Origin of the sequence: Acidovorax sp. 94 (assembly GCF_003634645.1) — a bacterium.
Classification (GTDB): Bacteria; Pseudomonadota; Gammaproteobacteria; order Burkholderiales; family Burkholderiaceae_C; genus Acidovorax; species Acidovorax facilis.
In genome coordinates, this window is the sequence record NZ_RBJA01000001.1 from 799,488 (window position 1) to 816,119 (window position 16,632).

Below are 16,632 nucleotides of genomic sequence, written 5' to 3' on the forward strand. Positions count from 1 at the left end.
GGTGGCTAAATCAAGCGCTTGAACGTTTTCTGCGCCCGCGCCTCGCGCGCGTGAGGGGCTTGGGTTATTCCAGGATCAGGCGGCCCTGGCGGCGGCTGATGTCGTCTTGGTGCATGGCGTCCATGATCTGGCGCACGCGGGTCGGAGTGAGATGGTACTCACGGGCCAGCTCGTTGTAGTTGCGGCCATTGAAGCGCTCGTACATCTCACGGTCTCTGAGACTCGCACGGTACCGCAGGCCCTTGCCCAGGTAGAAGTTTCGCCCGCCTTCCTCCGCGCTGAGCCGCTCCGTCTGGCGCAGGGCGAGCGTGGCCAGCTTGTGCTGACGTTCGGGCGTGGGAGCAACTTCTTCATCCTCCACCAGCTGCACAAACAGCCACTCCGCCACCGTGCGCAGGTTCTCGGGGTAGCCCGCGTCGAGCTGCTGATGCAGTGGTGCGAGTTGCGCAGCGTCCAGCATCACGCCCCCCTGTGCTGCCACGCCTTGAGCGCTTCGATCAGCGTGTCGAGCTGGGCCGCATTGGCAAACGCCAGTGCACTCACATGCACCGTGCGGGCCACCCAGGCGTTGAGGGCGGCGGGGCTGGTGTCGTGGACAAGGCCGTCGCGGTGCAGCTGGTGCCACAGCGCCCACACCTTGCGCTCTCGGGGGCTTGCTTCGGCTTTGGCCTGAGCGAACGTGCGGCCGGTCGTGCGGCGGCGCAGCGGTTTTGCCACGCCCGAACGTTCGGCCAGGTTCTGCATGTGGTCGCGCACGGCCTGGCGCTCCTTGTCCGTCAGGTCCTTGCTGCTCGTCTTTTGGGTCAGGCTCTTGAGCAGCGCGCGGTAGTCGTCGTCCGAGAGCCGCAGCTTGGACTTGATAACGTGGATGGCTGCGATGTGGTTTGCCATGGCGATCAGCCCAAGAGCAGCGGGCTAAGCCACCAGTTCCAGAGCCCGAGCAAGCTGCAGGCAAGGAACACCCATTGCTGCACATGCAGCGGCCACTGGCGTTGCCAGGCGCTCACCGTGAGCCAGCCCACATTGCTGACCAGGAACGCGCCGAACCCCCAACCAGGGTACGCAGGCATTGCCAACAGCAAGGCGCCGAGCATCCCGAAGAACGCGGCCAGGGTAGAGAGATAGAAGGCGGGGATTTTCATGGTTGGGCTTGTGCAGGTTGTATTGCGGGTGCGGCGGCTGGTTGCATCTCTGCAAGCGGCACCAGGGGTATGCGTTCTGCGGGCAGCTCCAGCGTCTGCGCAATCAACCCCCCTTCAGTGGACCGCGCCACCGCCAGCATTTGCCCTGTGCGCGCTGCCAGGCGGGGCGCTGTGAAATCCTGCCCTGCGTGTCGCACTGTGCCGCCTGGGCGCACGCGGCGGATGAACCAGGACGACGCGACGATGCTGCGGCGGCCCTTGTAGCGGCTCCAGGCCTGCATGATCTTGCGCGGGTCGCTGGGCCAATAGCCATGGCGAAGCCGGTGCACTGTGCCGTGTGCCATGCCCAGGGCGCGCGTTGCGGCGCCCAGCGGGCTCTCACGCAAAAAATGCAGCAAATCGGGCGGAGCGCAATCCGGCCCATACAAGCGCTTGGAACCCTCAGCGCTAGCGCTGGTACCAACCGGCATGTTTGAGGGGCTGCAACCCGCTCCCAATCGATCCACAGAGGCAAGGCAATCCATCATTGCCCCCCCGTTTCGCCGCCAAGCGCTTCGGCCACGTCAGGGATCAGCTTCACCAGCTCGCCCGTGGCAATGGCCACATCAGCATCAAACCCACCGTCGTCGGCCTTCGTGCCTTCGAAAACGGTGTCGAGGAACTGCACCTTGCGCAACTGCAGCTCGCTGGTGAGCACAAACGACACGCGGTCATCCCAGGTCAGCGCCAGGCGTGTGGGCAGCTTGCCCGCGTCGATGTGTGCTTGCACCTCCTCAATGTCCAGCGGGTGGCGGGCATAGCGCACCACGGCCTTGGACTCGTCGGCACTCTTGAGCTCGCACTCGCGGTCCACCGTGAAGCCCACGGGCGGCTCTTGTTCCTTGAGCCAGTGGGCCATGGCTGCCTGGGGGCTGGTCTGGGTGTGGAGCAATGACACCGACAAACCGGGCAGCGCTTCGACCAGCAGGGTGACCACCTCATCCGCACGGCCCTGGCTGGAAGTGTCCAGCACCAGCAGGCGCGCGGCCGGGTCAATCCACACCCACATAGAGGCCTGCTTGGTCAGGGCCATGGGCAGCAGGTCCAAGCGGGTTTCATCCTTCAGCTCCTTGGTTTCCTTCTTGCCTGGCTTGCGGCCGGTTTCCTGCTCAATGCGTGCGGCCTTCTCCTTGACCTTGCGGGCCAGGGCGCTGCCTGGCAGCACCTTGGTTTCGGCCATGAACCGCAGCATCCATTGCCCGCCCACGGCCTCAGCCAGTGCGCCATGCGCCTCGCCACGAGGCGGAACCCAGCCCGCCGACTTCTCTTGTGTGGCGCCGCACTCGGCAAAGGGCGCCTTGGCAAGCGCTTGCTCGACCTGGTCAAGGGTTGCGGACCACTGCGGGGCGATGCGATAGATGATGAGGTTTGCGAACATGTCTTGCTCCAGGTGAAAAAGAACCGGTGTTGTCGGACACCGGAAACCGGGTATCGCCGCGCCAGCCCCTTGCGGGGAGGAGGTGCCGTGTTGATGGGTATGAGCATCAGCACGGTGGCACTCGATACCTGCGGCAGTTGCGGCCCGTGGAGAGGCCGTGGCACACACCGCTTGCCACACCGGCCTACGCGCCCCAAGGCGGCCGGCTGCGCGTGTGGATTTCAAGGGGTGCCAGCTCTGGCAGGCAAGTGCTGGCTGCAAATTGCCATGGCCGTCACCTTGAACCCGTAGCGCGTGCACTCCATGCCGGCGTTGTCATATGGCGGCATGCGGTCCACATACACCTGCTGGCTGTGCTGGCAGGTGCGACAGCCGGGGCGCTGCACTGCGTTCAGGAAGTTGACGGCCATCTTGCGTGATTGGATCGTGCCCATGCTCACACCTCGGCAGTTGCCTCGAATGGCGTCACGATGAAGTCTTCAACCCCGGTCACGATGCTGATGCCCGCGATGCCGCGCACGGCCTCGGGTTCATTCAGCATGGCCTCCTTGTTGGGCTCGTTCTTCACTCGCACAAAGCGGCCCAACCCCATGCGCAGCAGCGTGTCGAGCACGGTGTCAACACCACGGATGGAGACACTGGGCGGGCGCTGGCGCCAGCTCACCTCGCCGGTGACCAGGTTGGCGGTCTTGCCCAATTTGTCGGCCTCGCCGCAAAGCTCCACGCGGTGAGCTTCGCACCAGGCCTGCACACCGGCTTGCAAGGCTTCTATGCGCTGTGTCAGGTCGGCCAGCGCTGGCTGGTGCTTTTGGGTGATGGCGGCGATGGCATCGTTCATGGCGGCGCGCTCGCGCTCGAACTCGCGTTGCAGGTCGCCGATGGTGCGGATGGATTCGGCGCAGTCGTTCTTACTTTGCGGCACTGCGGCCATGGTTTTTGATTTGATGCGGGTTGCCATGGTGTTTTCCTGTTGAGGTGGATGGAGGATCGGTCAGCAGCGGTAGCCCACGCTGGGGCAAGCGCGGAAGTCCATGGCGCCAGCGCGCAGCGCTGGGCCGCGTGCGGGGACGTAGCTGCCGGACATCACGTTGACGCGGCGCGGCTGGGCCAAAGGCGCTTCGAGCGTGGCCTCCTGCGCGGCCAGTTCGGCGCGCTGGGCGTCGGTCAGTGCGCTGAAGCGGCGACCGTCGCCGTAGCCCTCGGTCACCAGCCGGCCTTCGGCGGCCAGATACGCGAGGCGCTTGCGCAGGGCCAGCAATGCGCTGGCGCTGGCCCGCTGGCCGGGGTACACATCTACAAACACCTCGGCCAGGCTGAGTGGGCGAGCGGCGTTGGCCAGGTGGCCCACGATGAAGTCGTTGAGTGCGCGGCGGGTGAGGATGTCGTTCATGGCGTGGTGCCTTTCTTTTTTGCGATTTGCTCGCGCATGGCGCGAACCAAAGGAGACGGCCCAGCGGGAGCCGGTGCGGCACGCGCTGGCCGGGGTTCGGGGTTGAGCGCAGGTGCCTGCACCAGATCGGCCACACTGGCCGGGCCGTTGACGGTGGCGGCGCGGGGTCCGGTGCGCAGCTCTTGCTCGCGCTGCTGCTCGGCTTGGCCTTCGAACCTGTCGGCCATGCCCGCCAGGATGGCGTACAGGTAGCCGTGGCCCTTCATGGGCAGCTCCAGGCGACCCGCGTCACGCTGGGCAAGCATCTGGTCGATGGCCTGCGCCCAGGCGCTCAGCGGGGCGGCCCAATCGCGGCCCTTCCAGGTGATGGCGCCGCGCTCGATGTCTGGCAGCATCGTTTTGATGATGCGCAGGGACTTATCTGTACCGAGCTTGTGCTTGGGGGGCTTGGCCAGCGCGGCGTATTGCGCCAGACGGTCCCCCAAGGGTGAGCAGCTGGCGGTCAGGCGCTCAAAGGTTTTGCGGCTTTCTTCGCTCTTGAACAGCACGGCCAGGTCGAACTCGGCACCGCAGACGGGGCAGGACAGGTCAGCGCTCACAGCGGCCAGCCTTTCGCCTGCAATACCCCAGCGGCAAAGCCGATCAGCCCCGCCACGGCCAGGCACGCGGCAATGTCCAGCACCAGGCGCTGCCAGCCAGCCAGGCGCTTGCGGCGGTGCGGGCCGCTTTCGATTGCGCCGGGTGCAAAGTAGTAGCCGCCGGGCGGCAGACTCTCGGTGTCGTGATGGCGGGTGCAGCCCAGGCCCTTGCGGCTGTTGCACACGCCCAGCTCGTGGCAGGTGCGGGGTACGCGGTTCATGCTGCGGCCCTCCGGATGAACATGGCGGCCACGCTGCGCGCCTCGGGGAAGTCGGCCAGGGTTTGCACGATGGCTTCTATGCCATCGGCAAAGATGCCGGTGTAGCGGCCCCTGGAGCCGTCTGCCATGGTGATTTTGATGCGGTAGATGGCCATGGTTGCCCCTTACGCAGCGCGGACGACGTCGCGATCAATGCGCGGCGCACCCAGCTCGGCGGCCGTGTTGAGCGCGGCCACCATCCAGTTGTTGACGTTGAGCGGGTACAGCAGGCTCACTGGGGCGTCTTGGCCGGGGCCTTTGACTGTGAGACGGCTGCGCAGCTCGTCAACGCCATCGGGCGTGATGAACTCGTCCAGCTTGCGGCCTGCGGCGCTGGCGCGCAGCTGCAGGTAGGTGGAGAGGTCTGCACCCAGCGGGCGCAGGCGGGCGATCTCGGTGCGCTGCATGACTTCCCGCACGTCAAAGCGGTTGAGCTTTTTCTCCAGCTCGGGGTGGCCCACCAGCAAGATGCCCAGCATGGGGCGGCGGCCCAGGCGCATTTTTTCGTGCAGGCGCTTGAGGTGATTGAGTGTGGGCACAGGCAGCGCGTGGGCTTCTTCAATGATCAGCAGGTGCGAGCGGCCCGATTGCACCGACTCTTCCAGCATGCGCTTGACCTGGCGCGAGCGCTTTTCGCTGGACTGCGCCACGCTGGCGTTGGCGTCCAGCGTGAGAACGATGGCTGCATGGATCTCGGCAGACTTGATGCTCTTGCCCTTGGTGTCAGTCTCTTCCATGCCCTCCACGCTGGGCTCAATGCACACCACGGGGCGGTGCTCGCGCACGATCTTTTCCTTCAGGTCATCCAGCATGGTGGTCTTGCCCGCTCCGCTCTCGCCAATGACGGCCACCATGCGCCCGCCAACTGCGGCCTGCCAGGCGGTTTCGTGCACAAAGCGGATTTCGCCGTTGATGAACATCTGCGCATCGCTGATCACCTCGCCGTCGAACGGGTTGGTGAACAGGGCGTATTGCTTGCGGGCGGCTTCGCTCAAGGTTTGCTTGGGTAGTAACATCGTTTCCTCCTCTGGGGTTTCGGTTGGTTTCGGGTCTTCGGGGGCGGCCTCGTCGGGGTGCAACCCGGCGGGGCCAACTTCTTTGAGGGCGGGTATGGGCACGCTCAAACGGGCCACATGGGAATGGATGCGCACCATCACGCGCCCCCCACCGCACGCAGGCCACCCGCAGCGGGTTTTGCGCTCATGGCCTGGCGGCGCGCGGCAACAAGCCCCTTCACCACGTCGTCAGGCACGCCCACGCTGCCATGGCGCTCGGTGAGCCAGGCATAGGTGCTGGGGTCGTAGGCGTCGCCCAGCTCCTGGCGCATGTATTTGCACGCGGCGGCCACCGACATGCGGGCGGCCTCCACGGTTGGCGCTGCGGCGGCGTGTTGCGTACCGGGGCGCTGCAGATAGGTGGGCAGGCTGGCAGCACCGGCCTTGATATCGGCAAAGGGGTCGAACTGGCCCACATAGGGCGCGGTGCCTGCCTTTTGCGCGGCCTGCACCTGGGTGGGGGTCGCCGGGCCTTGCGGGGTGGCAAAAGCCTGCGCGGCAATCCGGGCCCGGCGCTCGTCGGCGGGCGTGGCTGGCATGGCCTGGAATTCACTTTGACCAAGAACGGGGGCGCCGGCTTGATAGCCCATCCAGCCTTCTGCAACAGGCTCCACCTGGTGCCACACGATTTCGCCAGTAGCCGGGTCTGTTACGCCCACCCGCACAGCAGGCGCCGCCAGGGGGTTGACGCACACCAGCACCTTGCTGCGCGGACTGACACCGGGGACATAGCGCAGGTCGTATTCGCGGCTGCCCTGGCCCTTTTTGAGCGCGTAGCTCACCGTCATGTTGCCGCTGACCTGGCGCGGCTCTGCCAGGCTGGCAGGCAAGCTGCGCATGAGCTCCATGCTGGGCGCTATGCGCAGATGCTCGGTGGTGATGGTGCTCCAGGCCACATAGGGTTGCATGCCGTGGCGGCTGTGCTTTTTGGTGCCGTTGCGCTTGTGCATCCACAACTCGGCCATGGCGTTCAGCCGGGCAATGGTGATGGTTGCAGGGTCCAGAAACCGAAGGCGCGACTCAAAACCCCGCTCGGCGATGTTCTGCGACACCTCCACCTGTCCGGTGGCCCGGCTGTTGCGCGGCTTGTGCCATTCCTGCTTTATCCCCATAGCGCTGCAAAAGTTGCGGAATGCCGCGCTTTTGAAGCAGCCACCCTGGTCGGTGTAGAGCGTGAAGGGCACGCCGTGCAGCGGCATGGGGTTGCCTTGGGCGTCGTGGCGCTGGGTCATCATCCACATGAGGAAGTCCAGGGCGTTCTCGGTGGTCTCCCCCCCGGTGTAAAAGCGCACGGCAATGGCGTTGCTGGCATGCTCGGTGCCTACAAAACGCACCAGCAGCTGGTCCATCACGCGCACCAGGTTGCCCGGCTTGTTCTTGTAGTGCACCCCGTCTTCTTCGAGCAGCAGCAGCTCGCCCTGCGGCGTTTTGTAGAGCACGCACACCGAGGCGTCCATCTGGAACACAGCGTTGATGTGCTCCGTGCGCATGCGCACATGGGGCGTGGGGGCGGCGAGGCTATGTCCGTCCAGGCCGCGCTGGCGCAGTAGGCGTGCTACGTGGTTGCTGGAGAGCCGGGTAGCAATCTTGCCACCCTCATACAGCATGTCGATGGTGTCTTGCAGGGGGATCATCCACTTGCCTGCACGGCGGTCGTGCAAGATGGTCCCCGCGATGGTTTCAAGCTCAGCGTCGGTGATGGCTGACTGCCCCGCGTCTGAGCGGCGCTTGCGCGGCTTGGCCAGGCCCAGGCGCTTTTGCGCTTGGCTGATCAGCGTGGCCGTGCGCCCCACTGAAAGGCACAGGGCCTCGGCGGCACGCGCCACCACAGGGCCGCAGTCGCCATGCCCGGCCTCGGCGCACTCTTGCGCGGCGTTGGTGATGATTTGCATACGGATGTCGTCCATGGGGGTGCCTTGGTGGCAAAGGCCGTGACTTACTGCGCCCGCGTATTGGTGTGGGGATTTGCGGCGTTGCGCGCCTCAATAGCGGCAATGGCGTCTTCGCTAAGCCAAGATGGATTGATGCGCTCGTCCAAGTCCACCGAGATGCCAAACTCTTCGCACATGTCGGCCAGCTGCTGAGCGAGGAACTCAACCGCCTGGCGGGCGCGGGCCTGGATGGCATCGCGGGCACCGCTGCCAGACAAGGCGGCATCTGCAGCCTTGAACGTGCGGTGCATGGAGAGGAAGGCGCTGCTGGTGCCTTCGTCCAGCTCCTTGAGCAGGGCCTGCTCTTGGGCGGTGCGCGCCTCGCTGCCGGGCAGTGGCTTGAACTTGCCCGCCACCTGCTCTTCGAGCTTGCCAATCAGCTCGGCGCGGGTTTGCAGCACGCGGTCTTTGGCCTCCAGCGTAGCCTGGGCTTCTTCCACCTGGGCGGCAAGGGCTTCTTTTTCTTTGGCGTGCTTGGCAATGATCTCTTCGGCCAGCTCTACAAAGCCTTCCTTGTCGCCCGCCTTGGCCACTTCGATCAGGGCTTGCTTCTGGTCTTCGGGCAGCTTGCGGTATTGGCGGAGTTCGCGGTAGCCGATGCCCATGGCGGACATGGATTCGAGGGCTTGCTCGCCGAAAGACTTCAAGTTTGATATTTCTTCGTCAACCTGCTGACGTGACCGGCCCAACAGATCGCAATACTCGTCCCACGTACCCGACAAAAACCGCTGACCGTCAGCGCTTTTTTTACCCTTGAATGCCTTGTACAGCTTGTTTTCTCTCACAAATGCCAGCTTGGAAACGCTGACCGTCAGCGAAAACTTGGCAAAGGAGTCGGCCATTTGCGCCTGACCAAGGAGCTGATTCGCAAGGTCGCGCTCTTCGTTGTAGCCCACTTGCAACTGTGCCAAGCCATCCACGTCCGCCACCGCCTGCGCAGCGGCCTCTCCATTCAGCACGACAGCCACAGGCTGGGCTGCAGTCATAGCGGGGCGACCCGCCTTCTTGGGCATGCGGGCTTCAATTTGTTCGTCGGTGAGTTCTGCGCGTGTCATGTCTTGGGTTCCGTAGTTTTAAAGTGTTTGCGGCCTCTAGCGCCTACTACATAAGCGCTAGCAGCTATTTAATTGAGAGCATCAGGCGCACCCGCCACGCGACCGAACCGCTGTTGCGTGTCGCGCCACTGCTGGGCGCCAGCGTTCAGTGCGGTGGCGTAGCGCAGGCTGATCTGAATGACGTGCGGCGTCAGGCGCCAGCGGTCGCCCTTGGGCGTGAGCTCGGCCCAGCCTGCGGTGCGCAGGTTGTCCAGGTCCCTCGTCACGGTGCTGCCGTTCACGGCCAGGGCCTTGGCGATCTCGCCCGGTGTCAAGCCCTGCAGCTCGTGCCCGGCCATCAGGTCAATGAGCTGCAGCAAGCGTTGCTGCGCGGCGTTGGTGTAGTCGGTGGCGCGGGTCACAGGGCGCCCTCCGCCTTCAAGTCGTGCTTGGCCTGCTCGTAGCCGTACTGGAACCCCGCATTGCGGGCGTCGTCTTGCGCGGTGCCGCTGGGCCAGGGGCTGCGCTCAAAAGCCAGGCCGTGGGCCTTGCAGCACCCGGCGCGGGCGCCGTGCTTCCACTCCGCGCTGCGGGGGCAGCGCTGCACATTGGCCGCAAACCAGGCATCGGCGCAGGCCAGGGTGGGCGCTTCTTGTGGGCTGTTCATGCTCAAAACTCCAGTTCTGGCGTGGCGTACTGCGCCACGTTGTGGTGGTGGTAGGCCACCTGCTCCAGGTGCAGGCGCAGGGCGGCCAGGGTGGCTTCGGTGTCTGCCGCCTGCGGGGCGGCATAGAAAGCGGTGAGCAGCTGCAGGGCGGCAGCGCAGCTGCTGTTCATGTCCAGTAGTTCGGTGCCCTCGGCCTTGCGGCCGGTGGGCATGGGCACCACCAGGGCGCCGCTGCTGGCGGCCAGCCACTCGCTCACGTAGTGGCAGCCGCAGGCCAGCTCGTAGGCCGGAATCAGGATGGCGGGCATGCGGCCGGTGGCCAGCCACTTGTAGAGGCTGTCGTGCGTGGTGCCCATGCGGTCGGCAATGCGCTCCACACTGAGGTGGCGCTTGGCCTGCGCCCATTCCTTACACAGGCGCAGGGCGTGCACAAGGCTGTTGGCACGCTGGCGTTTCAAAGGGGCGCGGGTCATAAGAAGCCCCTCCGTGCGGCCGCTTCCGAACAAATGCCTGGCTGGAAACGCTGCAAATGGCTTTCGTGCTGGCAAAGTGAGGGCATCTCAACCAACCCGGCAGAGGCACCCATGGACCAAGCACAGCTCGACACACTCACCGGCCACATTGACGCCATTGGCCAGGCGCTACTGCGCGTGGTCTCGCACTTGGAGATGCGGGACCTCATTGACGGCCCCCGCATTGCTGCTGAGTGGCGGCGGGTACGGCCGGAGCATCTGGCAGCAGATGCAGAGCTGCAGGCGTCTCGCAAGGTGCTGTATCAGCTGGCTGACCTGCTGGACGAGGCGCGGCAGGCGCGGGCTGCGTACCAAGGCGACCGCCCAGGACAGGCGGGTTGATGGGGTAGCCGAAACTGTCTCGGCGATTTGTTACATTGGGTGTAGAACGCACCACTTTGGACCTCACGCAGCGGCAAGCTGACGGGCACCAACGGCGCGGGATATCTCGCCCTCTTTGAGGCCGAGCTGAACCGCAATGTTGTGGGCATCACCGCGCAGGCACTTGAGGCGCAGGTTTGCCTCGTTGTCAGCCAGGATGGCGATGACCATGTTTGGGCTGTACCCGTTCTGCTTGGCCCAGCCCGAGATGGACCAGCCCTTGCGGGCGAACTCATCACGGACCTGTGCGCGAGTTTTGAGCATGTCGGTTTGCGTCCTATTTGTTGTGCATCAGTTGGCGCTGCTGCATGTGTTCGTTTGTTGATGTGCAGATTATGGGAAAGATTTCTTTCCTATGCAATAGGTTTTGGGAAATATTTAATGCCCATTGGAAAAAGGCTTCGGGAGGAGCGCGAACGGCTCGGGTTGAGCCAGCCTGCCTTCGCTGCTGTAGCAGGCACGTCCAAGCAGACCCTGTTTTCATGGGAGACGGGGAAGACTGCGCCTGATGGTTTTCAACTGTCAGCACTCGCCACTGCGGGAGCTGACGTGCTTTACATCCTTACCGGCCAGCGCGCTGGTGGCGTCAAGCCCGCCCCCACCTTGACGGCGGACGAGGAGACGATGCTCAACTACTTCAGAGACGCATCCAAGGAGGTGCGCCGTGCTGCGCTGGGGGCGTTGCTCGGGGCCAGCGGCCAAGTGACGGCCCGTGCGAGCGGCAGTGGCCAGAACGTGGTGGGCGACAACGCAATCCAGATTGGCAGCGTGACGGGCAAGGCCCGTATCAAAAACAGATGAGGTGAAACTTGGGTGAGCTACCGAAGCAGCTCTTGGCGTGGATTGCCAAGCTGTTGCCAAAACAAAAAGTACAGGGGGACGGCGCGATTCAGGTGGGCAAGGTGGAGGGCGGAATGCAAGTCGTGCACCAGCATTTCTACCCGGCCAGAGCCACAGATCCGCCGATGAAACAAGCGCAGCCCGTTGGCACCATGGCTGCAGATCAGCACAAGCAGGCTGTGTCTCAGATACTGAAGGCGCGCGGCCAGCTCACAGACAGAGAACTCGCAGGGTTCAAGAGGTTCATGGAGCGGGAGTTCAAGACACAGCTGGTGAAGGCCATACCTCATTCGGACCTGCACCGGGTACAGTCCTACCTAGCAAAAACCATCCGGAACAGGGAGAAATCGCAGTGATGAAACCAGCTATTTTTCTATCTGCAGCGCTGATCGCAGCAGCCCCGGCATGGGCCATCAACAAGTGCACTGGGCCGGATGGCAAAGCAGTGTTTCAGGATGCGCCTTGCGCTGGAAAGGGAGAGGAGATTGTGGTGAGGCCGGCAAGCGGACACGCACCGGTTGCCCCAACTCCCACTGCTGCGGCACCTGCAGGCACGGCGGCGGTAGCGCCTGCCGGTGCTACAGCGGCAGCGCCTCAGAAGAAGGAAGGCGCATTTGGCGAGAGCTGGCAGCGCAGAACGTTCCTTGAGAACCGAGGCATTCCCGACGCCCGCGCTGCACTGCAGGCACACCGCAACGCTTGCGACTCCAAACAGCGCGAGCTCTCATCTCAAAAGAGCCGCGCGAACAACAATCTCGCAGGCGCCACCTGGTTGCAATCCATCTCAACAGAGATGCAGGCCGCAGCCAGCATTTGCGAAGCCAAATCACGGGAGCTTCAGGGGAACCTGGAAGGACTGGAAAAAGAGCTGCGCGACCTGCAAGCGAAGCAGTAGGCATGAAAAATTATTAGAAGTTCTTTGTCAATGCTGGGAGGGTGTTCATGCAAAAGTCATGTTTGAAGTGCGGCCAGATCAATACGGCCGCTACTGGTGCCGAGCTTGAGGCGTGTCCGTCATGTGGCGCGATCTATAGCCGCGTGGAGGAAGCCATGGCGGCAAAGGCGCGAAGTGCGGCGGCTTCCGCCCAGGCGCAGCCTATTGCCGTAGCTGCGCCAACCATGCCTGATTCACCCGCAAATGCAGCTCCGCAAAGGGTGAAAGGGTCTGACGAGAAGTTCTGCTCCGAATGTGCAGCAGTCATCAACTCAAAGGCCGAAATTTGCCCCAAGTGCGGGGTACGCCAAATGGCAGCGCCATCAGCGGGGCTGTTGGGACAGACAACAACGAGCGGCAAGAATAAGGTGGTTGCTGGATTGCTAGCGCTATTCCTTGGGGGAATTGGCGTGCATAAGTTCTATCTTGGCAAAGGCCTTCAGGGCATCCTCTACCTTGTTTTCTTCTGGACGTTCATTCCTGCAGTTATCGGCTTTGTCGAGGGGCTGAACTACCTTCTGATGTCAGAGAAGACGTTCTTTGAGCGATATGGCTCTTGACGACGCTTTGACCCAACTGGGTTTGAAATAGCTGCACGGCCGGTTGCCAAGCGGCTGTTTTTCAAGCGCTTTCTTTTCGTGTTTCGCGCGCGCGCGGCATCCTGCCGTGCATGGAAACAACCCGCATCGCAATAGCAGCCCTGGCCCTTTCGGCCACCGGGCTTGTCTATGTCGCCCAGCGCGAGGGATATAGCGAAAAAGCCTACCCTGACCCCGTGCATGGCACGAAGGTGCCAACGGCTGGCTTTGGCACAACCGGGCCGGACATCAAGATGGGCACGGCGCTGCCGCCCGTGCGCGCTCTGGTGCGCCTGCGGGCCGATGCCAGCGAAAAAGAGATCGCCCTCAAGCGGTGCATGGGCGATGTGGTGCTCTACCAGCGAGAGTGGGATGCCTTCGTGGGCCTCGGCTACAACACCGGCACGGCCCCGGTTTGCTTTAACAACGCGCGCACTGGGCCCAGTACCATCGTGCACCGCCTGCGTGCGGGGGACCACAAGGGCGCGTGCGAGGCCATCCTGCTCTACGACCGGGCAGGGCCAGTCAACAAGCCACAAGACCGCTGCAGCCACCCCGACAACCGCACCTGTCGCGGGGTGTGGGCTGACCGCCAGCACCTGCGCTCGATGTGCCTTGGCGAGGCCACGCCATGAGCGCGCGTCTGATAGCTGCGGGCGTGCTGCTCTGTGTGGCCATTGTGGGCATCAAGGCATGGGAGTCGCACCTGATTTCCAAGGGCGATGAGCGCGGCGCAGCCCGTGTGCAGGCCGCGTGGGATACCCAAGAGAACGCGCGCAACGCGGCCACCGCCCGTGACAACGTCATCAAGTTTCGCAATGCCGAGAGGACCGCCCATGAAGACGCCCAACGCGAGGCCACGCGCCGCGCTCGTGATGCTGTTGCCGTTGCTGCTGTGCGCAGCTTGCACACCGAGATTGCCCGCCTCAACAGCCGCCCCGATCCCTACCAGCCAGGAAGCGCCGGGCTTGCCGCCTGCGCTGGCGAAGCCCGTGCCGCCCGAGAGCTTTTCGGAGAAAGCATCGGCACGTATCAAGAGCTGGCAGCAACGGCTGACGGACTCCGAGACCAGGTGACTGGTTTGCAGGACTTCGCGCGCAACGTGTGCCACGCGGGCCAAGGGCCGGGCAAGGCCCGCCCCCCATCAACTGAGGCGCCAGACGCCCTGCAAACCCAATGATTTTTGAGCTAACCCTTGGCAACGTCATCACGGTGGCAGCGCTGTTTATTGCAGCGCTGTATGCCCTTGTGAAGGTAATCACCATTCAGCAAGACCGGCACCTATCCGACCGCTTTAAGACGCTGGACGTGACGATGAAGACCATAGCGGCTGCCCACAAAGAAAACGCGGGGGCAACGCTTGAGCTGGAACGTGAGTTTCGGAAACACCAGGCCGACGCTGCTCGGGAGTACGTGCGCCGTGATGACTTTATCCGCCACGTCGGAATCATCGAAACGCGCATTGACAACTTTGCGCTGCGCATGGAGCGCGCTCTGGATCAGATCAATAAGGGGGAAGCCAAGTGAGCTTTGATCTTGCAAAAATCCGGCGGGAAGATATGCGATGGCATTTGTTGTCGGTGATCAACCTGAGCCGCCCGGAAGGCATCTACAGCGAGGCGCTGCTGCGCGTTGTGCAGTCGGTGTACCCAGATGCCACGCACCGCGAAGTGCGCGTGAACCTGGACTACCTGGAGGCGCGCGAGCTGGTAGAGATCACCAAGGACCCAACAGACCGTTGGATGGTGGACCTGACGCGCACCGGCATCGAGTTTGCTGAGTACACGATTGATGCGCAGCCGGGCATCACGCGCCCGCGCATCACACAGGTGTAGCCATGGCCCCGCGTAGCAAGGTGCACACACTGCCCCGAGAGTTGAAGGAATGGCTGGATGCCGAGCTCGTGAAGCGCGGCTTTGGCGATTACGTGCAGTTGGCCGCAGACCTGAAGGCGCGCGGCGTGGAGGTGTCCAAGTCGTCGCTCCAGCGCTATGGCTCGCCGTTTGAGCGCAGCCTGGCCAAAGTCAAGATGGCTAGCGAACAGGCCCGCGCCCTAGTGGATGCCGCTCCAGACGATGAAGACAAGCTCGGTTCAGCCGTGGTGCGCGTGACGCAAGAAAAGATCTTGAATCTGCTCATGGATATCGACATCGACGCAGAAGACGTCGATATCAACAAGCTCTTCAAAAACGCGGCTGAGATCGGCAAGGCGTCGGTCGCGCAGAAGAAGTTCAGCCTGGCCGTGCGCAAGGAGATCGAAGAGGCCGCGCGCAAGAAGGCTCTGGAAGATGCGGCCAACCAGGCGAGCGAAACGGGCCGGCAGCACGGCCTGTCTGCCGCTGGCGTTGATGCGTTGCGCGTCGCCATCATGGGGCAGCTGTAATGGCAATGCAGCAGGCCCAGGTGGCGCAGGCTGCGCGCATCTTGATGCAGTACCAGGTGGACTGGATTGCTGACAAGTCGCAGGTCAAGATCATGGAGAAGTCGCGGCGCATTGGCATCAGCTATGCAGAAGCGGCCGACGATGTGCTGTACGCGGCCAGCGCCGAGGGCGCCAATGTCTACTACATCTCTTACAACAAGGAGATGACCGCAGGCTTCATCCAGGATTGCGCCACCTGGGCGCGCGCCTTCAACGCGGCGGCTGGCCAGATCGAAGAGTCGGTGATCGAAGAAGAGGACAAGCAGATCCTCACGTACACGATCAAGTTTGACAGCGGCCACATGATCCAGGCGTTTACCAGCAGCCCACGCAACCTGCGGTCCAAGGGGCGGCCAGGCGAGCGCCTGGTTGTCGATGAGGGCGCCTTCCTGGATGACATCAAGGAAGTGCTGAAAGCGGCCATGGCCATGACGATGTGGGGCGGCCAGATCCGCATCATCAGCACGCACGACGGCGACGACAACCCGTTCAATGAGCTGATCAACGATGTGCGTGCGGGCAAGTTCCCATACAGCCTGCACCGAGTGGATCTGGACGATGCGCTGCGCGACGGCCTCTACAAGAAGATTTGTGCTGTCACCGGGCAGGAGTGGTCGAGAGAGCGCGAGGTGGAATGGCGCCAGACCATGATCAACCGCTACAAACCTAATGAGGATGAGGAGCTTTTCTGCATCCCGTCCAAGGGTAGCGGCGCATGGCTGAGCCGAGCGCTGATTGAGGCGCGCATGAAGGAAGCGCCCGTGATTCGTTTCACAGGCAGCATCGATTTCAACAATGCACGGCCAGACCTGCGCAAGCGGGAAATGCAGGATTGGATTGATGAGCATCTGAAGCCTTTGCTGGCGTTGTTTTCGCACGAAGAGCGCCACGCTCTGGGCATGGACTTTGGCCGCAGCGGCGACTTATCGTGCATTGCACCCGCCGCTATCGAGAGCAACCTGCGGGTTCGCATCCCGTTCCTGGTCGAGCTCAAGAACGTTCCCTACAACGAGCAGCTGCAGGTGCTCTTCACGATCACGGAAGCACTGCCGAGATTGAGCGGCATCGTGATCGACAGCCGGGGCAATGGCAGCTACATCGGTGAGGCCGCGTTCGACAAATACGGGGCTATGGTTCTGCGCCTTATGCCCACCGAAGGCTGGTATCGCGACAACATGCCCCCTTACAAGGCGGCGTTTGAAGACGACACGATCGAAGTGCCCAAGCACGACGGCCTTCTTCAGTCCCACCGAGCAATCAAGCTGGTGCGTGGCGTTCCCCGCATGCCAGAGGGCAAGACCGCAGACGGTGGCCACGGCGACAACGCCATGGCTTGCGTCTATGCACATGCCGCTACGCGCATGAATTTTGGCCCGGTGCATGCCGCCAGCCGCCCCCGCCGCAGCGCGCTATCCCTAGAAGGCTACTGAG

General features: G+C 63.3%; 29 protein-coding genes and 1 pseudogene. 12 read left to right on the forward strand and 18 right to left on the reverse strand.

What is annotated here, in order from left to right:
- Positions 1-64: 64 nt before the first annotated feature.
- From C8C94_RS03750 to C8C94_RS03825, 17 genes are all read right to left on the reverse strand, one after another.
- Complete coding sequence (locus C8C94_RS03750) at positions 65-481, reverse strand: Mor transcription activator family protein (RefSeq protein WP_147433223.1); 417 nt, start codon at positions 479-481, stop codon at positions 65-67.
- Complete coding sequence (locus C8C94_RS03755; protein WP_121419768.1) at positions 460-891, reverse strand: regulatory protein GemA; 432 nt, start codon at positions 889-891, stop codon at positions 460-462. The genes C8C94_RS03750 and C8C94_RS03755 overlap by 22 nt, the downstream gene beginning before the upstream one ends.
- 5 nt (positions 892-896) lie before the next feature.
- Positions 897-1,142: a hypothetical protein gene (locus tag C8C94_RS03760; protein ID WP_121419769.1), complete on the reverse strand. Its 246-nt coding sequence runs from the start codon at positions 1,140-1,142 to the stop codon at positions 897-899.
- The gene (locus C8C94_RS03765; RefSeq protein WP_147433224.1) at positions 1,139-1,486 is read right to left on the reverse strand and encodes a hypothetical protein; all 348 of its coding nucleotides are present in this window, start codon (positions 1,484-1,486) and stop codon (positions 1,139-1,141) included. The genes C8C94_RS03760 and C8C94_RS03765 overlap by 4 nt, the downstream gene beginning before the upstream one ends.
- Positions 1,487-1,665: 179 nt before the next feature.
- A complete protein-coding gene (locus C8C94_RS03770) occupies positions 1,666-2,559 on the reverse strand; it encodes a recombination-associated protein RdgC (RefSeq protein ID WP_121419771.1) in 894 nt (297 codons plus the stop codon).
- 221 nt (positions 2,560-2,780) lie between these two features.
- A complete protein-coding gene (locus tag C8C94_RS03775; RefSeq protein ID WP_121419772.1) occupies positions 2,781-2,993 on the reverse strand; it encodes a hypothetical protein in 213 nt (70 codons plus the stop codon).
- Between the two features lie 2 nt (positions 2,994-2,995).
- The gene (locus C8C94_RS03780) at positions 2,996-3,517 is read right to left on the reverse strand and encodes a host-nuclease inhibitor Gam family protein (RefSeq protein ID WP_121419773.1); all 522 of its coding nucleotides are present in this window, start codon (positions 3,515-3,517) and stop codon (positions 2,996-2,998) included.
- 33 nt (positions 3,518-3,550) lie between these two features.
- Entirely contained in the window at positions 3,551-3,949 is a 399-nt protein-coding gene (locus tag C8C94_RS03785) for a hypothetical protein (RefSeq protein WP_121419774.1), read from the reverse strand.
- Entirely contained in the window at positions 3,946-4,548 is a 603-nt protein-coding gene (locus C8C94_RS03790) for a hypothetical protein (RefSeq protein WP_121419775.1), read from the reverse strand. The genes C8C94_RS03785 and C8C94_RS03790 overlap by 4 nt, the downstream gene beginning before the upstream one ends.
- On the reverse strand, positions 4,545-4,808 hold the full coding sequence (locus tag C8C94_RS03795) for a hypothetical protein (RefSeq protein ID WP_121419776.1): 264 nt from the start codon (positions 4,806-4,808) through the stop codon (positions 4,545-4,547). Before C8C94_RS03795 ends, C8C94_RS03790 begins: the two co-directional genes overlap by 4 nt.
- Positions 4,805-4,963: a hypothetical protein gene (locus C8C94_RS25585; RefSeq protein WP_158603797.1), complete on the reverse strand. Its 159-nt coding sequence runs from the start codon at positions 4,961-4,963 to the stop codon at positions 4,805-4,807. Before C8C94_RS25585 ends, C8C94_RS03795 begins: the two co-directional genes overlap by 4 nt.
- 9 nt (positions 4,964-4,972) lie before the next feature.
- Positions 4,973-5,863 (reverse strand): ExeA family protein, encoded by an 891-nt coding sequence (locus C8C94_RS03800; RefSeq protein WP_158603798.1) that lies wholly within the window; start codon positions 5,861-5,863, stop codon positions 4,973-4,975.
- A 137-nt stretch (positions 5,864-6,000) separates the two neighbouring features.
- Positions 6,001-7,809, reverse strand: a complete 1,809-nt coding sequence (locus tag C8C94_RS03805) for a DDE-type integrase/transposase/recombinase (protein ID WP_121419778.1) — start codon at positions 7,807-7,809, stop codon at positions 6,001-6,003.
- 29 nt (positions 7,810-7,838) lie between these two features.
- Positions 7,839-8,888, reverse strand: coding sequence for a hypothetical protein (locus C8C94_RS03810; protein ID WP_199731184.1), 1,050 nt, complete (start codon positions 8,886-8,888; stop codon positions 7,839-7,841).
- 68 nt (positions 8,889-8,956) lie between these two features.
- Entirely contained in the window at positions 8,957-9,289 is a 333-nt protein-coding gene (locus tag C8C94_RS03815; protein ID WP_121419779.1) for an HTH domain-containing protein, read from the reverse strand.
- Positions 9,286-9,534: a hypothetical protein gene (locus C8C94_RS03820; protein WP_121419780.1), complete on the reverse strand. Its 249-nt coding sequence runs from the start codon at positions 9,532-9,534 to the stop codon at positions 9,286-9,288. The genes C8C94_RS03815 and C8C94_RS03820 overlap by 4 nt, the downstream gene beginning before the upstream one ends.
- Before the next feature lie 2 nt (positions 9,535-9,536).
- Positions 9,537-10,007 carry a hypothetical protein gene (locus C8C94_RS03825; protein ID WP_121419781.1) on the reverse strand — a complete coding sequence of 157 codons (471 nt, stop codon included), beginning with the start codon at positions 10,005-10,007 and terminating at the stop codon, positions 9,537-9,539.
- A gap of 111 nt (positions 10,008-10,118) precedes the next feature.
- On the opposite strand from C8C94_RS03825, the gene C8C94_RS03830 reads away from it, so the two are divergent.
- Complete coding sequence (locus C8C94_RS03830) at positions 10,119-10,388, forward strand: hypothetical protein (protein ID WP_147433225.1); 270 nt, start codon at positions 10,119-10,121, stop codon at positions 10,386-10,388.
- Positions 10,389-10,451: 63 nt separating this feature from the next.
- Here the strand turns inward: C8C94_RS03830 and C8C94_RS03835 are convergent, their stop codons facing one another.
- Complete coding sequence (locus C8C94_RS03835) at positions 10,452-10,691, reverse strand: DNA-binding protein (RefSeq protein WP_121419783.1); 240 nt, start codon at positions 10,689-10,691, stop codon at positions 10,452-10,454.
- Between the two features lie 117 nt (positions 10,692-10,808).
- Between C8C94_RS03835 and C8C94_RS25790 the strand changes: the two are divergent.
- The 11 genes and pseudogenes from C8C94_RS25790 to C8C94_RS03880 form a co-directional block, all read left to right on the forward strand.
- Positions 10,809-10,955, forward strand: a pseudogene (locus C8C94_RS25790) (helix-turn-helix transcriptional regulator); the annotation flags it as partial.
- A gap of 21 nt (positions 10,956-10,976) precedes the next feature.
- Positions 10,977-11,228, forward strand: coding sequence for a hypothetical protein (locus C8C94_RS25795; protein WP_233573615.1), 252 nt, complete (start codon positions 10,977-10,979; stop codon positions 11,226-11,228).
- A 32-nt stretch (positions 11,229-11,260) separates the two neighbouring features.
- Positions 11,261-11,623 carry a hypothetical protein gene (locus C8C94_RS03845; protein WP_147433226.1) on the forward strand — a complete coding sequence of 121 codons (363 nt, stop codon included), beginning with the start codon at positions 11,261-11,263 and terminating at the stop codon, positions 11,621-11,623.
- Positions 11,623-12,162 carry a DUF4124 domain-containing protein gene (locus tag C8C94_RS25400; RefSeq protein ID WP_147433227.1) on the forward strand — a complete coding sequence of 180 codons (540 nt, stop codon included), beginning with the start codon at positions 11,623-11,625 and terminating at the stop codon, positions 12,160-12,162. Before C8C94_RS03845 ends, C8C94_RS25400 begins: the two co-directional genes overlap by 1 nt.
- A 47-nt stretch (positions 12,163-12,209) precedes the next feature.
- Positions 12,210-12,761, forward strand: a complete 552-nt coding sequence (locus C8C94_RS25800) for a TM2 domain-containing protein (protein WP_233573382.1) — start codon at positions 12,210-12,212, stop codon at positions 12,759-12,761.
- A gap of 110 nt (positions 12,762-12,871) precedes the next feature.
- Positions 12,872-13,414, forward strand: coding sequence for a lysozyme (locus C8C94_RS03855; protein ID WP_121419786.1), 543 nt, complete (start codon positions 12,872-12,874; stop codon positions 13,412-13,414).
- Positions 13,411-13,959, forward strand: coding sequence for a hypothetical protein (locus C8C94_RS03860; RefSeq protein ID WP_121419787.1), 549 nt, complete (start codon positions 13,411-13,413; stop codon positions 13,957-13,959). Before C8C94_RS03855 ends, C8C94_RS03860 begins: the two co-directional genes overlap by 4 nt.
- Positions 13,956-14,306 (forward strand): hypothetical protein, encoded by a 351-nt coding sequence (locus tag C8C94_RS03865; protein WP_121419788.1) that lies wholly within the window; start codon positions 13,956-13,958, stop codon positions 14,304-14,306. The genes C8C94_RS03860 and C8C94_RS03865 overlap by 4 nt, the downstream gene beginning before the upstream one ends.
- 32 nt (positions 14,307-14,338) lie before the next feature.
- Complete coding sequence (locus C8C94_RS03870; RefSeq protein WP_233573383.1) at positions 14,339-14,614, forward strand: hypothetical protein; 276 nt, start codon at positions 14,339-14,341, stop codon at positions 14,612-14,614.
- Positions 14,615-14,616: 2 nt separating this feature from the next.
- Positions 14,617-15,162, forward strand: coding sequence for a DUF3486 family protein (locus tag C8C94_RS03875; protein WP_121419790.1), 546 nt, complete (start codon positions 14,617-14,619; stop codon positions 15,160-15,162).
- Complete coding sequence (locus tag C8C94_RS03880) at positions 15,162-16,631, forward strand: terminase large subunit domain-containing protein (protein ID WP_233573384.1); 1,470 nt, start codon at positions 15,162-15,164, stop codon at positions 16,629-16,631. The genes C8C94_RS03875 and C8C94_RS03880 overlap by 1 nt, the downstream gene beginning before the upstream one ends.
- Position 16,632: the final 1 nt, after the last annotated feature.

Coding starts and splice junctions, on each gene's coding strand:
- C8C94_RS03870 (WP_233573383.1), top strand. CDS start 14,339: ATGCGATGGCATTTGTTGTCGGTGATCAACCTGAGCCGCCCGGAAGGC.
- C8C94_RS03865 (WP_121419788.1), top strand. CDS start 13,956: ATGATTTTTGAGCTAACCCTTGGCAACGTCATCACGGTGGCAGCGCTG.
- C8C94_RS03800 (WP_158603798.1), bottom strand. CDS start 5,863: ATGTTACTACCCAAGCAAACCTTGAGCGAAGCCGCCCGCAAGCAATAC.
- C8C94_RS25800 (WP_233573382.1), top strand. CDS start 12,210: ATGCAAAAGTCATGTTTGAAGTGCGGCCAGATCAATACGGCCGCTACT.
- C8C94_RS03830 (WP_147433225.1), top strand. CDS start 10,119: ATGGACCAAGCACAGCTCGACACACTCACCGGCCACATTGACGCCATT.
- C8C94_RS03805 (WP_121419778.1), bottom strand. CDS start 7,809: ATGGACGACATCCGTATGCAAATCATCACCAACGCCGCGCAAGAGTGC.
- C8C94_RS25400 (WP_147433227.1), top strand. CDS start 11,623: ATGAAACCAGCTATTTTTCTATCTGCAGCGCTGATCGCAGCAGCCCCG.
- C8C94_RS03825 (WP_121419781.1), bottom strand. CDS start 10,007: ATGACCCGCGCCCCTTTGAAACGCCAGCGTGCCAACAGCCTTGTGCAC.
- C8C94_RS03860 (WP_121419787.1), top strand. CDS start 13,411: ATGAGCGCGCGTCTGATAGCTGCGGGCGTGCTGCTCTGTGTGGCCATT.
- C8C94_RS03820 (WP_121419780.1), bottom strand. CDS start 9,534: ATGAACAGCCCACAAGAAGCGCCCACCCTGGCCTGCGCCGATGCCTGG.
- C8C94_RS03875 (WP_121419790.1), top strand. CDS start 14,617: ATGGCCCCGCGTAGCAAGGTGCACACACTGCCCCGAGAGTTGAAGGAA.
- C8C94_RS03795 (WP_121419776.1), bottom strand. CDS start 4,808: ATGAACCGCGTACCCCGCACCTGCCACGAGCTGGGCGTGTGCAACAGC.
- C8C94_RS03880 (WP_233573384.1), top strand. CDS start 15,162: ATGGCAATGCAGCAGGCCCAGGTGGCGCAGGCTGCGCGCATCTTGATG.
- C8C94_RS25585 (WP_158603797.1), bottom strand. CDS start 4,963: ATGGCCATCTACCGCATCAAAATCACCATGGCAGACGGCTCCAGGGGC.
- C8C94_RS03835 (WP_121419783.1), bottom strand. CDS start 10,691: ATGCTCAAAACTCGCGCACAGGTCCGTGATGAGTTCGCCCGCAAGGGC.
- C8C94_RS03760 (WP_121419769.1), bottom strand. CDS start 1,142: ATGAAAATCCCCGCCTTCTATCTCTCTACCCTGGCCGCGTTCTTCGGG.
- C8C94_RS03855 (WP_121419786.1), top strand. CDS start 12,872: ATGGAAACAACCCGCATCGCAATAGCAGCCCTGGCCCTTTCGGCCACC.
- C8C94_RS03775 (WP_121419772.1), bottom strand. CDS start 2,993: ATGGGCACGATCCAATCACGCAAGATGGCCGTCAACTTCCTGAACGCA.
- C8C94_RS03765 (WP_147433224.1), bottom strand. CDS start 1,486: ATGGCACACGGCACAGTGCACCGGCTTCGCCATGGCTATTGGCCCAGC.
- C8C94_RS03785 (WP_121419774.1), bottom strand. CDS start 3,949: ATGAACGACATCCTCACCCGCCGCGCACTCAACGACTTCATCGTGGGC.
- C8C94_RS03810 (WP_199731184.1), bottom strand. CDS start 8,888: ATGACACGCGCAGAACTCACCGACGAACAAATTGAAGCCCGCATGCCC.
- C8C94_RS03780 (WP_121419773.1), bottom strand. CDS start 3,517: ATGGCAACCCGCATCAAATCAAAAACCATGGCCGCAGTGCCGCAAAGT.
- C8C94_RS03755 (WP_121419768.1), bottom strand. CDS start 891: ATGGCAAACCACATCGCAGCCATCCACGTTATCAAGTCCAAGCTGCGG.
- C8C94_RS03770 (WP_121419771.1), bottom strand. CDS start 2,559: ATGTTCGCAAACCTCATCATCTATCGCATCGCCCCGCAGTGGTCCGCA.